Below are 15075 nucleotides of genomic sequence, written 5' to 3'. Positions count from 1 at the left end.
GCCATTATAGGGCCCGCGCATTTTTATACGGAAGCCAGGCGTTGCTCGATCAGTAGCCTGAGCGCAATTAGCTTGCCATGGAAAAAGTGGCTGGCCTCGGGCACGACGACCATAGGCAACCCATGCCTGCGTGCAAAATCCATAGCTTCTGACAACGGTACGACCTCATCGGTTTCACCATGCACCAGAAAAGTTGTTTCAGGAACGACAACATCACGGAATTTGAAGCGGTCTACCGCCGAACCGGCCAGCAACAGGGCATCCGGCAATTTATCGGCAGCTTCTGCCAGCTCGGAATACAGTTGCGCCGCCACAGAGGTGCCGAACGAAAACCCCGCCAGCACCCACTTGCCTGCCGCAGCATCAGGATAAGCACTGGTGAACTGGCGAACCAATTCCTGCATATCGGCAGTTTCGCCTACCGCACGGTCGAACTCCCCAGCCGAATCGCCCACCCCACGAAAGTTGGGGCGCACCGCTATCAGGCCGTGCTGCACGCAAGCGCGCGCTATGGTGGTAACGATTTTATTCTCGCGGGCGCCGCCATGTAGCGGGTGCGGATGCAACACCAGCGCCCAGCCACGCGGCGCGCCCATGGGGAGATCCAGCACGCAATCGATGGCGCCGGCCAAGCCTTGGAATGAGATTTTTTCGGTACGAGCAAGCATAATAGACCGTTTGAGTTATAACCTAAGCTTGCCCATTTTACGCTACACATTGTTGCCGAATTAATGTCTACTTCGCCCGCCCTGCTCCTGCCCTCGCCTGCCCAACTCACAGAGGGCTTGTCAGCCGCCCTGCCCGGCTTCAAACACGTCGAATGGAAAGCCAGGACCCTGTCGACCAACGCCGAGCTCATGGCCAAGGCTCGTGCCGGCAGCGGGCAATTGGCGCGCCCGTGGCTGTTGGGTGCCCATCTGCAGGACAGCGGCCGCGGCCGGTCAGGCCGCACCTGGCAAAACAGAGAGGGGGCCAACTTAATGTTTTCCTGCGCCTTCGACGTTTTTTTGCCGTCCCAGCAATTGCCCACGCTATCGCCTTTAGCAGGCCTTGCAGCCTGCGAGGCGCTGCGCGAACTGATCGGCCGGCCACTACGCAATCAATTGAGCATGAAATGGCCCAACGACCTTCAATGGAAATTCGCCAAGCTCGCCGGCATACTCGTCGAGGTCACACGGGCGGGAACGGCACGGCTATCCTCAGACCATTACGTTGCCATCATAGGAATGGGAATCAACTTGAGCGACGCTCGTGCACTTAGCCAATCGCTTAACCGCCAGGTAGCGGACTGGTCTGAAATCGTCCAGGAAGATCAAACCGCAGCAACCGTCGGTGCGGTCGACATCGTCGCCTGCATTGCCCGGGCGTGGTATGCCAGCCTTAATGACGCAACTGCACATGGTTTCGATGGCCTGCCTGCCCGTTACAACAATGTCGACGTTCTGGCGGGTCAGCATATCAATGTGCTGGATGACGGCCGCATTACGCAGGCAGGGATCGCTTGCGGGGTCAATACGCTGGGGCAATTGATACTGCGCACCCACGCAGGCGAAACCCCCATTTCCATTGGCGAAATTTCCGTGCGACCGCAACAGGACCCCGCAACGTGATAGTACTGATCGATGCCGGCAACACACGTATCAAGCTCGGCTGGCTGGACCCCGCCACCGGGCTTCGTGAATCCCTGGCCTTGGCGCTGCCCCATGCGGATATCCACGGCCTGTCATCCTGGCTGGGCCAATTGGCAGCTCCGGCTACAGCAGCGATCGGCGTCAACGTCGCAAGTAGCGCGGTAGCCCACAGCCTGGATGCCCTCTTTCAAGACAATGGCATCGGCATACAGTGGATCACCAGCCGCGGACTAGCGGCAGGCATACGCAATGCCTATGATGTTGCCGCCCAATTGGGCGCGGATCGATGGGTATCCATGATAGGGTTGGCACAACACACCGACCAGGCAGCCATATTGGCCAGCTTTGGCACCGCGACGACTATAGACACACTGGGGCCGCTTGCCGCAAGCCGCGCCGGTTCAACGCGGCTATTCCATGGCGGCCTGATTTTTCCCGGCCCGGCGTTGATGCGGTCATCGCTCGCGGCGGGCACCGCCAATCTGCCCCAAGCGACTGGGCCGGCCGCCGCATACCCCACGCACACTCACCAGGCTATCGTCAGCGGAATTGCTGCGGCACAAGCCGGGGCGCTGATCCGGCAGTGGCGTGAAGGGCTGGAACAATTCGGACAGCCGCCACTGGTGTTCAGTACCGGCGGGGGCTGGAACCTGATTGAAGATGAAACACAAAGGTTATTTGCCCGAGCACAGGCCGATTTACACTTGCCCAGGAAAACAATACAGTGGCTGGCGGCGCCAGTGCTGGACGGGCTGGCGCGCCTGGCGCTTGACCCGGATTAACGCGGCTGTTGAATAGGCAGCGGCGCACCCAAAGTTACGGCGAATTGATTTCTTTCCGACAACTGGCGCGGATCCCGCCCTTGCTCGCTGGGAGGCGTACCAAAAAAACCCTGGCCAAACGCCAGGGCGGCCACATTGGCCACCAACACAATCAGGAATAAAAAACGCATAAATGGCTATCGCTCCGGCCGCGAATCAATGCGGCCATGTCGGTATTCTAATCATCCTGCAACCAGATATCAAAATGCGCCGCCTCTGGTTTATGGCGTATTGCTCATTCGCAAAAATCGGACAACTATGGCCGTTGCCAAATGAAAGATGAACACCGTGCAGGATAGCGTATGATTTTGGCATTCTTTACATTTCATCTTAGAAAAACATAGCCGTCATGAAACCAATTCGAAAAGCAGTCTTCCCTGTCGCGGGCTTGGGCACCCGCTTTCTTCCGGCCACCAAGGCCATGCCCAAGGAAATGCTGCCGATTGTCGACAAGCCCCTGATCCAATATGCGGTCGAAGAAGCCATTGCGGCCGGGATTACCGACCTGATTTTCATTACCGGCCGCAACAAGCGCGCCATTGAGGACCACTTTGACAGGGTTCCCGAGCTGGAAGCCGACTTGGAAGCCAAGAACAAAATGGAACTGCTCGATGTGGTTCGCAACGTCATTCCATCGCATGTGAATTGCATTTATACCCGGCAGACAGCCCCTTTGGGGTTGGGCCATGCCGTATTGTGTGCCGCGCCTATCGTGGGCAACGAACCCTTTGTCGTGCTATTGGCGGATGACCTGATCGACTCAAACATTTCAGTTACGCAACAACTGGTCGAAGCTGCACATCAGCAAAACGGCAGCGTCCTGGCCATACAAAATATTGCCCGTGAGAACACGAATAAGTATGGGATTATTTCCGGCGAAACGGTCAACGACAAAACGATGCGCTTGCGCGGCATCGTCGAGAAACCCGACCCATCAGTTGCCCCTTCAACACTGGCTGTCGTAGGCCGATATGTATTGGAACCTGAAATTTTCGAACACTTGCGCCAGACTCAGGCAGGCGTAGGCGGCGAAATCCAGCTAACAGACGGTATCGCCAGCCTGCTCAAGACCCGGGCCGTATTCGGCCTGCAATACGAAGGCACACGCTACGACTGTGGAAGCAAGGCAGGTTTTTTCGAGGCGACACTGGAACTGGGCAGAAAATACCACGGGCTATAAGGCCTGGGACGCGCCCTGGTTTTTAATTTCGTTCAGGCCGGCCACGACCCGCTGCACCGCCCCTGCATGCTTTTGCACCCAGTGTGCGCCAGCCTCTCCCATACGGCTCAGGCGTTGCGGGTCGTTAAGCAATTGCAAGGCGGTCTGTAGCGCCGCGTCGGCGTCGGGCACGCGAATGGCTGCGCCCTCGTCCATGGCATCGACCACGGCCTGCTCAAAATTGCGAGTATGCGGGCCCACTAGAACCGGCACACCCACTGCGCACGCCTCGATCAGATTCTGCCCCCCCAAAGGCGCAAAGCTGCCGGCCACAATAGCGACCTGGGCGGAGGCGTAGTAACGCGGCATCTCGCCCAGGCTGTCGCCCAGAAGCACCTCGGCACCACCGCTTGCCCGTAACGCAGACGCTGTGCAATCCCCCATTTCCAGCGACTGCGAGCGCCTTACATAAACCAGCCCTGCCTTGGTCAGCAGATCGGCGGCCAATTCAAATCGCTCGGGGTGACGCGGGATCAGACAGTACAACACCTGTTCGTTAATATCTGTGCCTTGCGCCTGCGCCCGTTTAACCTGGCGCGCAATGGCCTGGACGAACATTTCGTCCTCGCCTTCACGAGTGCTGGCAATGACGATGATCTTGCGCTGCAGGGCCGCCGCGAACTGGCGTCCACGCAGGATTTTTTCTTGAGGCAAGGCAATATCGAACTTGAAATTGCCCGACACCCTGACCGCCTGCGCGCCGGCCTGCTCCAGGCGCTGTGCGTCTTGCAAGGTCTGGGCATACACCGAGTGGAAGCTGGAATAGGCGCTACGCATCACGCTGCCAGCCCTCAGGCTTTGTCGCAGCGAGTGGTCTGAAAACCGGGCGCTGGCCAGCAACATGGGAACCTTCGCGCGTTTTGCGGCGGAAAGCAAATTGGGCCAGACTTCGCGTTCGATCAACACCCCGGCCCGTGGACGAAAATGCGCCATGAAACGGCGTGTGCTGCCTGGAAAGTCATAAGGCAGCCATTGTTGCACCAACCGGCCCTGCTCGATGGCTTGCGCGAACTCGCGCTCACCCTCGGCGCGACCGGTAATGGTCATGTGGGTAAGCAATACATGTTCGCCCTGATTCAGCAACGCCTGGATAAAAGGCTGGGCGGCCCGGGTTTCACCGAGGCTTACCGCGTGCACCCACACCGGGGCCTTGAGCGGACTAGGTTCAGGATAGTGGCCGAATCTGGCCCGTGAACACACACCCCAGTCGCCGCCCGAACGGCGCGCACGCATAGCCATCCAGCCCAACAGGGCTGGAGACAGTAGTCGAACAAACGCGGTATAGAAAAAACGATTCAAAAAAATGCCGCCAATAGCCGTAACACAAGCTGCTGCGATTAAGAGTCTAGCCGAAGTCCACGTATTGCGTCATTCGGACGAAAAGAGACGTTACTGGCCCGATACCGGTGTATCGCTGCCAAGCAAGTCGGCACGGGACGAATCATCGAAAGCAAGCGCCTGTTCCACTGCGCTCAACACGGTCTCGGCCGAGGGGGCGTTGCCCCGCTCGCCCAGACTGGCCGTATACGCCGGCCCTTCAAGTGGCGTACGCACTGGTGTAGATGCTTTATAAATGCCAATAGTCGGCCGGCCCAGGCCTGCCGACAAATGCGTCAACCCGCTATCGAGTCCAACCATGATACGCGCACCGGCCAAAACTTTTGCAACATCTGTCAGACCCATGCGCGGCAAGACCTCAGCACGCGAATTGCCGGCGACCAGTTCCATTGCCCGCTCGGTTTCCGATGGACTGCCCGACAACAGCTTCAAATTCAAGCCATGCTCGTGGAGACGGCCAAACACCTTTTGCCAATCGGCGGCAGGCCATAGCTTGTCGTCCCGACTCGCCGAAGGCATGATAACCGCATAAGGCTGTATTTCAACGCCGGCAGTAATAGCGTCCAGTCCAAAATCGGGCTCGCCGTCGTAAACATAGTTGAACGCGGCCGCGGCAAGTTCGCGCTGGCGAGTAACCGCCGGTTGCCAGAAGTTGACCGTATGCTTTACATCGTAGAAGAAGGAAGCCAGCGGTTCGCGCGCCGATTTACGATCCAGGCCATGGCGCACCCCGTGAGTTTGCCTTACCAGCCAAACCGACTTCATCAATGCCTGCATATCGAGCACGATATCGTAGCGGCGCCCATCAAGGTTTTTTCGCAAGGCGTTTCGCGCGCTGCGGGTCTCGCCAGACCACCAATGCTTGCGCCAGCGCCGGTGCGCAACGGGAATGACTTCGTGGATGGCGGGATGCCAGGCTGGGATCTCGGCGAAGCTTTCTTCGACTATCCAATCGATTTGCGCATCCGCCACGTGCCGGGCAATATCAGATATGGCCGGCAGCATGTGCACCAGATCGCCCAGCGAAGACGTACGAACAATAAGGATTTTTTTCGTCATGCGGCGATTATAAAGTTAACGGGAGACCAGCGATATTGGCTATGTTTTTGAAACACGCAGTGCCCGGCCGCGATCACGCCATTCCCAGGCGCCCAGCACGATCCCGCTACCGCAAATAATAGCGATACCGACCCAGGTTACCGCATCGGGAAATTGTCCCCATACCAGCCACCCCAGGGTGGCTGCGCTGATGATCTGCAGGTAAATAAAAGGCGCCAGCATCGATGCCGGTGCGTTCCGGTATGCCTGAATCTGCAGCAAGTGCCCCGCTGCGCCCCAGAAACCTGTGGAAATCAGCACGATCCAGTGCCATGGACCCAATTCGGAAAGAAACGGCAAGGCCGCTGGCAAGATGAAAGGCAGCGCCACCGTCAAACAAACGCTACCTACCGCCCCGCTCCAGATCAATGTCGTGAAAGGATCGTCGACTGCCACGCGCCGGGTCGCAATAAACTGCCCTGCAAACAAGAACGCTGTGATAAGCCCGGATATCGTCCCGAGCGTATCCAACCCACCGTCCGGCCGGATAATGATCAACACGCCCAGGAACCCGACACCGGCCGCCACCCAGCGCGAGACACGCGCAGGCTCTTTCAATAACCAAGGCGCCAGCGACAACATGATCAAGGGCGCAAGGAAATTAATGGCGGTGGCCTCCGCCTGCGGCAGGAGGTGCAAGGTGGTAAAGAACGACAAGGTCGCCAGCAACATGACTGAACCGCGCACAAACTGCGCGCGTGGACGCACGCTGCGCAATACGCCCACCCCGCGAACAGGCAGCACCAGGCCCAATACCAGCAGCATGTGGACGACATAACGCACCCAGCACAGCATCAGCAAGGAAACACCTGCGCCCATCGCCCATTTGCCAGCAGCATCCAGCGTGGACAAGGCCCAACCCGACAACACCAGCAGCGCAATACCGACTATGGGCCGGGTGGCGCCATAGGCAAGCGGTGCGCGCGCACTTGCGGCCCCCGCAGCAACGCCTGAACCGGAATTAACCTGCGACATCATCATATTCCTGACAAACGATCATGGAAATCAACGTGCTATCACGTCGGAATTGACTACATTGACGGGCCGGCCAGCGGCAAACGCCAGCAGGTTGTCGAAAGCGGTACCCAGGTACAGTTCGTAATTGCCCCGCTCGACATAGCCTATATGGGGCGTGCACAACACATTATCCCGATTCAACAGCGGATGCTGTGCACCAAGCACCGGCTCGGTTTCATAAACATCGACTGCGGCAAAGCCGGGGCGGCCTCTGTCCAGTGCTGCCGACAATGCCCCGGGAGCGACAAGCTCCGCACGGCTGGTATTAACAAACAAAGCTGTCTCTTTCATGCATCCCAGATCGGACTCGGTAACAATACCCTCGGTATCAGAATTTAGCCGCAAGTGAACGGACACAACATCGCTATCGGCAAAAAAACGCTCGCGCGAAGGTGCGACCTCGAACCCATCGGCCTGCGCCCTGGCAATGGATTCCTCACGCCCCCATACCCATACCTTCATGCCAAAAGCCCTGCCATAGCCAGCAACCAGTTTGCCGATGCGGCCATAACTCCAGACCCCTAGCACCTGTCCATGCAATTGCTGGCCCAGATGGCCCTGCCACTTCCCGCTATTGAGACGATTCGCTTCGGAAACCAAGTGCCTGCGGCTTGCCATGATTAAGGCCCAGGCAAGCTCGGCAGTGGCGGTAGGACCGCCTGAACCTTCGGTAACTGTTATGCCGCGCGCGGTACAAGCCGCCAGATCGATATGACCCGACACCTTGGCTGTCTGGCTGATCAGGCGTAAATCGGGCAGCTTATCCAGCAACTCGGCGGTGATTCGTGTGCGCTCGCGGATCAGAATCAACGCTTGCGCGCCGGCAAAGCGCGCCGCCAACTCGTCGATATCGGTCACGCTATCATTAAAAACAGTGACATCGTGCCCCGCTAATTTTCCAAAGCAATCCAGGCGTCTCACGCAGTCCTGGTAATCATCGGGTATAACGATACGCATAAACTATCCTTTGACTTACTATCTGACCATGACTACCTGGTACATTTTGCCCAATGGCAATATCAAACACGCAACGGGACTGGAACTGCAGCCTGAACAAGACTGGTTCCCGACCTCTGAAAGCATGGTGCTTTTTACCGAACGCGAACGCGAAAAAGGCGCATCCGATGTACTAATCGTGAAGTACATGATGGACCTGGCCCGGGATGGCGAACAGTGGGTGCAAGACAACCTGACTTAACACCGCCGACACCCTACAACGCAACGAGATCAGTTTTGTAGCGCGCGGCACGCTCGGCATAGCCCTTGGCATTTTTGTGCATATTGGCGATGTCCTCGTCCGTAAGGGTGCGCACGACCTTGGCGGGAGAGCCCAGGATAAGCGAGCGCTCTGGAAATACCTTGCCTTCGGTTACCACGGCACCGGCCCCGACCAGACTATTTTTGCCGATGACGGCCCTGTTCAGGACGATAGCCTGGATACCGATCAGGGCGCCATCTTCAATAGTACAGCCGTGCAGCATGGCTTGATGCCCGATAGTGACGTTTTCGCCTATGGTCAGCGGGCAACCGGGATCCGTATGCAATACCGCGCCCTCTTGGATGTTGGAGCCTTTGCCCACCACAATAGGCTCGTTATCGCCCCGTATGACAGCGCCAGGCCAGATGCTGCTATTGGCAGCCAGCGTTGCCAGGCCGATAACCGTAGCTTCGACAGCTACGTAAGCAGATTCATGCACGCAAGGGGTCAGCTCGCCTAATTTGTAGCAAGTCATTGTATGGGGCTCCCGGATAGTTGTTGCTTCAAGGAATCGTAGCACAAGGCCAGAGCCTCGATCAGGGCGCCATTTAAACCCATACTATGCTGGCTTGCGCCATACGCTGGCCAACCAGGGCTGTTGCTCGCGCGGTAGGCCTGGCGGGCGGTAATAATGCTCTAGCTCGGAAAAACCCGCTGAGGTAACGAATGCGCGCCAGGCGTCGATATCGTGATAGGCCCCATAGCGTCCACCGCTCCAGCCTTCTTGGTTTTGCCCTCGAGGATTGGAACTGAACAGAACGCCGCCCGGCTTGAGGCTGGCATAAAGCTGCTCCAGCACCCGGGGCAAAGCATCGGTCGGCACATGAAACAAAGACGCGTTGGCAAAAACACCATCAAAGGTATCGTCGGGCAGCTTAAGTGCCAGGAAATCCTGATGCCACACCTCGCAGCCGGTTTCAGCCCTGGCCATAGCAACGAAAGAGGCCGATCCATCCAGGCCGATCGCGATATGTCCCATGCTGGCAAACGCCTTCAAATCGCGGCCCGGCCCGCAACCAAAATCCAGGATCCGATACGGCGGTGCCGCAATAATATGGCGCAGCAAGGCGTCGATATTCTGACGAACGTCGTGATCGCGCGTGCCAGCCTTGAAGCTATCGGCGTTCTGGTTGTAATAATCCAGAGTCAGTGCCGAGATACCTGGGATGTCGCCAATACGATTAGGCATGATGAGGCCCCAACCTATGAGGGTTTCTGCCAGCCCTGCACAAAAGCGGCAACAGGCTGACGCTTGCCCCCCGCTTTTTGCAGTTCCAGCAAACGCAACACGCCGTCGGCCGTTGCGATGTCGATGCCTTGTGCATCGGCTTGCAGTACATCGCCCGGCGCACCGCCATGCGACGTGTCGATGGCTAGTGCCTGCCAGGCCTTGACCGGCTCTGCCAGGCCTGGCAGATGCAATGTGGCGCCCGGCACGGGGTCGAAGGCACGAATGCGGCGCGCCAACACCGCAGCAGATTGGCTGAAGTCCAGTGGGGATTCAGCCTTATCCAGTTTGGCCGCATAGGTAACGCCCTCTTGGGGCTGAGGCTGGGAGACCAGTGTACCTCGCTGTAACTCGTCAATGGCTTGAACTATCGCCTTGGCCCCCAAAGCGGCCAGCTCATCGTGCAAGACGGCAGCGCTATGCTGAGCAGTAATAGGCAAAGCACGGGTGAACAGCATGGCGCCGGTATCCAGTCCGGCGTCCATCAGCATGATGGTGACGCCGGTTTCGTCGTCGCCCGCCTCGATGGCGCGCTGGATAGGTGCCGCGCCGCGCCAGCGGGGTAACAGGCTGGCGTGGATGTTGAAGCAGCCATAAGACGGCAGCGCAAGCACCCACTCTGGCAAAATCAGGCCATAGGCGGCCACGACCAGCAATTCGGGCTCTGCGGCCAGCAACGCTTCGCGCGCAGCCTGGGCTTCTTCAGGATATTTGCCATCCAATTTCAAACTGCGTGGCTGACATACCGGAATGTTTGCCGCCAGCGCCGCCTGCTTGACCGCACTGGGAGTCAGCTTTAGTCCGCGCCCGGAGGGGCGGTCTGGCTGGGTCAGCACCAGGGGGATCTCATGCCCTGCGGCAATAAGGGCGTCAAGCGCCAAACGAGCAAACTCGGGAGTTCCGGCAAATACAATACGCATAGATACGCCAATTCAAAGGTGGAACGGGCATGATACCAAGCGAACGGGAAAGGTCAGGCTTTCACGGCCTCGCGCTCTTGTTTGCGCAAACGGGTCTTGATCCGGTTTTGCTTCAGAACGGACAAGTATTCCACAAACACCTTGCCCATTAAATGATCGAGTTCGTGCTGCACACAGACGGCCAGCAAGCCTTCCGCATCGAATTCCACGGTTTCGCCCTGCTCGTTCAAGGTACGTACGCGAATGCGCGCCGAGCGCTGCACTTCGTCGTAGACGCCGGGCACGGACAAGCACCCCTCTTCGTACACCTGGGTTTCTTCACTTTTCCAGATGATTTCAGGATTGATCAGGACCAAAAGATCGTTGCCGTCTTCAGAGACATCGATAACCACTACCCGTTCGTGGACATCGACCTGGGTGGCGGCCAGACCCACGCCGGGCGCGTCGTACATAGTTTCAGCCATGTCGCGAATAAGCGTGCGAATACGGTCGTCGACGACCTCGACTGGCTTGGCAACCTTGTGCAAGCGCGGATCGGGATATCGAAGAATAGGAAGCAAAGCCATGAAACGTGGTCCAGATAATCGTCTAAGTCTCTATGATAAAACAAATTTTGCTTTAAAGATGAACTGCACTATGACATTTCGCTTCACGCCGCCTCCAAAAGCGGTTGCACTATGCCACACTTACGTATGCACCTGAACTTATCCACTGAAGAGCTCGGCGCCTGGGTACGCCTGTCGCTGGAACCCGGCCTAGGCCCGGCACAAGCGCGCAGTCTGCTGGCGGCGATCGGCCTGCCCCAAGACATCTATGCCATGTCAACGGCCGGGCTGGGCAAATTCCTGCCTGGCGACCTTGCCCGCCAGCTAAAACAAGCCCCCAGCGATGAAATGCAGGAAGCCATACACAATACCCTGCAATGGCTGGAGTACCCCAGCCACCATCTGCTCACGCTGGCCGACCCCGCCTACCCACGGGCCTTGCTTGACACGCACGACCCGCCCATTTTGCTGTACGCAAACGGAAACCTGGGCCTGCTGAGCAGGCCAATTATTTCCATCGTCGGCGCACGTAGCGCGACCGCGGGTGGCACAGACAATGCACGCGCCTTCGCCCGCTATCTGGCCGAACAAGGCTGGTGCATCGCCAGCGGCCTGGCCCTGGGCATCGATACAGCCGCCCACGAAGGCGCCCTGCTGGCGGGTCCCAACGGTGCCAGCACGATAGCCATTTTAGGTACGGGCATAGATATCGTCTATCCGGCCCGCAACCGCGAGCTAGCCCACCGCATCGCCCAGGACGGTATACTGATATCCGAATTCCCCTTGGGCACGCGTGCACTTCCATATCAGTTCCCAAAGCGCAATCGCCTGGTTGCAGGTGTCGCCCGCGGCGTATTGGTAGTGGAAGCCGCCAAACAAAGCGGGTCGCTGATCACCGCAAGGCTGGCTTCCGAAATAGGCCGCGAGGTATTCGCCATTCCTGGCTCCATTCATTCTCCGCTATCGCGCGGCTGCCATGCGCTTATCCGGCAAGGGGCCAAGCTGGTTGAGTCCGGCAAAGACATACTCGAAGAACTGGGCTCCGCACCGGTTGAATCCCCCACGCCAGGTCCGGGAAAAGGCACGGCGCGCAAACAGCCCGCTGCCGACCCCAGCGGGCTGCTCGTATTGGAAGCGCTGGGCTATGATCCGGTTCACCTGGACGCGCTACAAGAACGTAGCGGGCTCGATATAGCCACTTTGACCGCCCGTCTGCTGGAATTCGAATTGCAAGAAGTCGTTGCACGACTTGACGATGGTCGTTTCCAGCGCCGTTAACAGGTATTATTTCCGGCAAAATCCGCTATATGATATTTACTGCTTGATATTTACCCCTGGCAGCAACCACACCAAGGAACACTCCCATGCCTTTGCCGACCAAAGTCAAAATCGTCGAGGTCTCACCCCGCGATGGGCTGCAAAACGAAAAAGAATTCATTGCCTCTTCCGTAAAAATCGAGCTTATTGACCGCCTGTCGCAAGCCGGATTTCCCAATATCGAAGCCGTGTCCTTCGTTTCCCCGAAATGGGTGCCGCAAATGGCGGACGGCGCCGATGTGATGGCCGGCATCCAGCGCAAGCCTGGCACCATCTATTCAGCGCTTACGCCCAATCTGCGCGGCTTCGAAGCCGCGCTGGCTGCCGGCATTGATGAGGTCGTTATTTTCGGGTCGGCCAGCGAGGCATTTTCACAAAGAAACATCAATTGTTCGATTGCGGAATCAATTGCACGTTTTGAGCCGGTCGCGGAAGCCGCCAAGGCTGCCGGCCTGCGTCTGCGCGGCAGCATCAGTTGCGCACTGGGCTGTCCTTATCAGGGCGAAACGCCGGTCGAGTCCGTCGTTGACGTAACCCAGCGCTATCTGGCCCTGGGATGCGACGAAATCGATGTCGCCGATACCATAGGGGTAGCCAACGCCCGCCAGGTCGATAAGGTCATGCGCGCTGTCACCGAAGTCGTCGACCCCGCCCGCGTGGCAGGACATTTCCACGACACCTACGGACAGGCGCTCGCCAATATTCTTGCAGCGCTACAAGCAGGCATTTCCATTTTTCACACCTCCGTAGCGGGCCTGGGCGGCTGCCCCTACGCCAAGGGGGCAACCGGCAATGTTGCCACCGAAGATGTGCTCTACATGCTGCGTGGGCTGGACATCGACACCGGCATTGATCTGGATGCCGTCGTCGATATCGGCCAATGGATATCCGGCCACATTGGGCACAAATCATCAAGTCGCGCAGGCAATGCCCTGGCTGCGCGCAAGGCGGCCTAGTGATATTCTCCGCGCAACATATACCCAGCGAGCAAGAGCGGTCCGAGCTTCTCGATTCTATTGGGCCGCTCCCCTTACAAGGCGTCGCATGGCCTAAATGGATCAAGATACTTGCCTGCCTGGTCCTGGTTTTCATCGGTGTGATGATTATTCAAACCGCGGCCGGTCCAACAGGCAAGGCCGTCAGCCCCATGGTCGCGGGCAGTATTCTGCTGTGCTTTGTGGGTTTGGTCGTACTGGCGCGCTATATGCTGATTTCTCAGACCCGCATTACCCAAAAAGGCATTGAGCAGTCATGGATTTCACGGCGCGAGGTCGCCTGGGAAGACATCCAGTTCGCCAAGTTCATTCCATTGGTGGCGTCAAAACGCCTGATTTGCTTTACCGCCCGGGGACGACCTGTTGTATTCCAGGCCGGCACGCGCGAACTGCAGGTCGCCTTCGCACGCATTGCTCTGGTGTATCGGCGACAGAAGTAAAATTTTTTGTTCTGTTTTACCCTCCTATTTTTATTCCCCAGGAAACCTTATGTTGTTGCTTAAGAAAACAGTCGCCACCGCCTTGGTCGGTGCCGTGTGCGCGGCAATCGCGCCAAGCTTGTCGTACGCCGACGATACCTGGCCGTCCAAGCCCATTACCTTCATCGTGCCTTACGCTGCAGGCGGCTTTGCCGATACCCGCATGCGGTTGCTGGCGCGTGAGTTGGCCGATGAAATCAAGACCAGCGTTGTAGTCGAAAATAAGGCTGGTGCAGGCGGCGTTATCGGTACGGCCTATATCGCCAAGTCTAAGCCCGACGGCTACACCATAGGCAGCGGCAACCTGGCGCCCTTGTCGGTCAATCCGACGTTGATGCCGAAAAACGTCTCCTACGACGTTCAAAAAGACTTTGCTCCAGTGGTGCTGGTCGAAGAAAGTCCTCTAATTCTCAGCGTCAATAACAATGTCCCGGTGAAAACCGTCAGCGAACTTATCGCCCTAGCGAAGAAGGATCCGGGCAGCCTGACCTTTGGCTCTTCTGGCGTCGGTGGGGCTCACCATCTGTCGGGCGAACTGTTCGCCTCGGAAGCCGGCCTTGATTTGTCGCACGTTCCCTACAAGGGCGGCGCGCCCGCAGCAACCGACCTGATGGCCGGCCACATCGACATGATGTTTGAAATGGGCTATGCCGCCATGCCGGCGATTGAAGCGAAAAAGGTCCATCCTCTGGCGGTCACCAGCGCCAAGCGTCTGGCCTTGCTGCCTGACGTACCCACCATGGCCGAATCGGGCCTGCCTGGCTTTGAGTCCTACAACTGGCAAGGCGTTATCGCCCCCGCAGGCACGCCACCAGAGGTGATTCAAAAGCTCAATGCGGCGTTCAATAACATCCTGAAAAAACCGGAAGTCCTAAAAGCATTTGAAATCACTGGCGGGCAGGCTGCCGGCGGCACGCCCGAAGAATTCGGCAAGTTCATCCAGGATGAAACCGCGAAATGGGCCAAGGTGATTGAAACGTCCAAGATCTCGGTCGATTAGAGTATTTTTGGCCGAGGTGTTTACAAGGCTTGCGGCAGTGCAAGCGCGCCAAGAGGCCGAAGTCGGGGGCGTCGAACCTGTCTCGGCGCCAAGGTCGCGTTACTGTGCGGACGTGGTCGGGACGGTTTTTCGTTCTTGAGAAAGGCGGGTGTGTCAGGGGCTGTTTCGGCTTCGCGCGCTACGCCCCTGGCGTTGCCAGGGGTGCCCGT

Annotated in this window: 19 protein-coding genes; 8 read left to right on the top strand and 11 right to left on the bottom strand. The window is 58.0% G+C overall.

The features are described from left to right. Positions 1–23 precede the first annotated feature (23 nt). A complete protein-coding gene (locus ABWO67_RS03890) occupies positions 24–668 on the bottom strand; it encodes an alpha/beta hydrolase (RefSeq protein ID WP_353147785.1) in 645 nt (214 codons plus the stop codon). Between the two features lie 63 nt (positions 669–731). Between ABWO67_RS03890 and ABWO67_RS03885 the strand changes: the two genes are divergently transcribed. After that, the gene (locus ABWO67_RS03885; RefSeq protein WP_353147782.1) at positions 732–1610 is read left to right on the top strand and encodes a biotin--[acetyl-CoA-carboxylase] ligase; all 879 of its coding nucleotides are present in this window, start codon (positions 732–734) and stop codon (positions 1608–1610) included. After that, positions 1607–2413 carry a type III pantothenate kinase gene (locus ABWO67_RS03880; RefSeq protein WP_353147779.1) on the top strand — a complete coding sequence of 269 codons (807 nt, stop codon included), beginning with the start codon at positions 1607–1609 and terminating at the stop codon, positions 2411–2413. Before ABWO67_RS03885 ends, ABWO67_RS03880 begins: the two co-directional genes overlap by 4 nt. Here ABWO67_RS03880 and ABWO67_RS03875 read toward each other — a convergent pair. Beyond that, entirely contained in the window at positions 2410–2583 is a 174-nt protein-coding gene (locus ABWO67_RS03875; protein WP_353147776.1) for a hypothetical protein, read from the bottom strand. The genes ABWO67_RS03880 and ABWO67_RS03875 overlap by 4 nt on opposite strands. A gap of 218 nt (positions 2584–2801) precedes the next feature. Between ABWO67_RS03875 and galU the strand changes: the two genes are divergently transcribed. Beyond that, positions 2802–3632, top strand: a complete 831-nt coding sequence (gene galU / locus ABWO67_RS03870; protein WP_353147774.1) for a UTP--glucose-1-phosphate uridylyltransferase GalU — start codon at positions 2802–2804, stop codon at positions 3630–3632. Here the strand turns inward: galU and ABWO67_RS03865 are convergent. The 4 genes from ABWO67_RS03865 to ABWO67_RS03850 all read right to left on the bottom strand — a co-directional run bounded on the left by ABWO67_RS03865 (position 3627) and on the right by ABWO67_RS03850 (position 8081). Further along, positions 3627–4970, bottom strand: a complete 1344-nt coding sequence (locus tag ABWO67_RS03865) for a 3-deoxy-D-manno-octulosonic acid transferase (protein WP_353147771.1) — start codon at positions 4968–4970, stop codon at positions 3627–3629. The two genes, galU and ABWO67_RS03865, sit on opposite strands and share 6 nt — an antisense overlap. Positions 4971–5060: 90 nt before the next feature. Beyond that, a complete protein-coding gene (gene waaC, locus ABWO67_RS03860) occupies positions 5061–6068 on the bottom strand; it encodes a lipopolysaccharide heptosyltransferase I (protein ID WP_353147768.1) in 1008 nt (335 codons plus the stop codon). Positions 6069–6107: 39 nt separating this feature from the next. Then, the gene (locus ABWO67_RS03855; RefSeq protein WP_502929957.1) at positions 6108–7082 is read right to left on the bottom strand and encodes a DMT family transporter; all 975 of its coding nucleotides are present in this window, start codon (positions 7080–7082) and stop codon (positions 6108–6110) included. Positions 7083–7112: 30 nt separating this feature from the next. Next, on the bottom strand, positions 7113–8081 hold the full coding sequence (locus ABWO67_RS03850) for a D-2-hydroxyacid dehydrogenase family protein (RefSeq protein WP_353147765.1): 969 nt from the start codon (positions 8079–8081) through the stop codon (positions 7113–7115). Between the two features lie 28 nt (positions 8082–8109). On the opposite strand from ABWO67_RS03850, the gene ABWO67_RS03845 reads away from it, so the two are divergent. Further along, positions 8110–8322, top strand: coding sequence for a hypothetical protein (locus ABWO67_RS03845; RefSeq protein ID WP_353147762.1), 213 nt, complete (start codon positions 8110–8112; stop codon positions 8320–8322). Between the two features lie 13 nt (positions 8323–8335). Here ABWO67_RS03845 and ABWO67_RS03840 read toward each other — a convergent pair whose 3' ends face one another. The 4 genes from ABWO67_RS03840 to def all read right to left on the bottom strand — a co-directional run bounded on the left by ABWO67_RS03840 (position 8336) and on the right by def (position 11096). Then, positions 8336–8857, bottom strand: coding sequence for a gamma carbonic anhydrase family protein (locus tag ABWO67_RS03840; protein ID WP_353147759.1), 522 nt, complete (start codon positions 8855–8857; stop codon positions 8336–8338). Between the two features lie 84 nt (positions 8858–8941). Then, positions 8942–9571, bottom strand: coding sequence for a class I SAM-dependent DNA methyltransferase (locus tag ABWO67_RS03835; RefSeq protein ID WP_353147757.1), 630 nt, complete (start codon positions 9569–9571; stop codon positions 8942–8944). Positions 9572–9585: 14 nt separating this feature from the next. Further along, on the bottom strand, positions 9586–10530 hold the full coding sequence (gene fmt, locus ABWO67_RS03830) for a methionyl-tRNA formyltransferase (RefSeq protein ID WP_353147754.1): 945 nt from the start codon (positions 10528–10530) through the stop codon (positions 9586–9588). Positions 10531–10583: 53 nt separating this feature from the next. Next, entirely contained in the window at positions 10584–11096 is a 513-nt protein-coding gene (gene def / locus ABWO67_RS03825) for a peptide deformylase (RefSeq protein WP_353147752.1), read from the bottom strand. A gap of 126 nt (positions 11097–11222) precedes the next feature. Here def and dprA point away from each other — a divergent pair, with 126 nt between their 5' ends. The 4 genes from dprA to ABWO67_RS03805 all read left to right on the top strand — a co-directional run bounded on the left by dprA (position 11223) and on the right by ABWO67_RS03805 (position 14866). Further along, a complete protein-coding gene (gene dprA / locus ABWO67_RS03820) occupies positions 11223–12353 on the top strand; it encodes a DNA-processing protein DprA (RefSeq protein ID WP_353147882.1) in 1131 nt (376 codons plus the stop codon). 86 nt (positions 12354–12439) lie between these two features. Further along, positions 12440–13348, top strand: coding sequence for a hydroxymethylglutaryl-CoA lyase (locus ABWO67_RS03815; protein WP_353147749.1), 909 nt, complete (start codon positions 12440–12442; stop codon positions 13346–13348). A gap of 2 nt (positions 13349–13350) precedes the next feature. Next, the gene (locus tag ABWO67_RS03810; protein WP_353147879.1) at positions 13351–13827 is read left to right on the top strand and encodes a hypothetical protein; all 477 of its coding nucleotides are present in this window, start codon (positions 13351–13353) and stop codon (positions 13825–13827) included. Positions 13828–13876: 49 nt separating this feature from the next. Next, on the top strand, positions 13877–14866 hold the full coding sequence (locus tag ABWO67_RS03805) for a Bug family tripartite tricarboxylate transporter substrate binding protein (RefSeq protein WP_353147746.1): 990 nt from the start codon (positions 13877–13879) through the stop codon (positions 14864–14866). Between the two features lie 20 nt (positions 14867–14886). Here ABWO67_RS03805 and ABWO67_RS03800 read toward each other — a convergent pair. Continuing rightward, positions 14887–15075 (bottom strand): hypothetical protein (locus tag ABWO67_RS03800; RefSeq protein WP_353147743.1); only part of this gene is annotated, 189 nt, incomplete at its 5' end.

The sequence above is a fragment of the Pollutimonas bauzanensis genome (genome assembly GCF_040393045.1).
GTDB lineage: Bacteria > Pseudomonadota > Gammaproteobacteria > Burkholderiales > Burkholderiaceae_B > Pollutimonas > Pollutimonas bauzanensis_A.
This window is presented reverse-complemented; position numbering and strand designations above follow the sequence as displayed.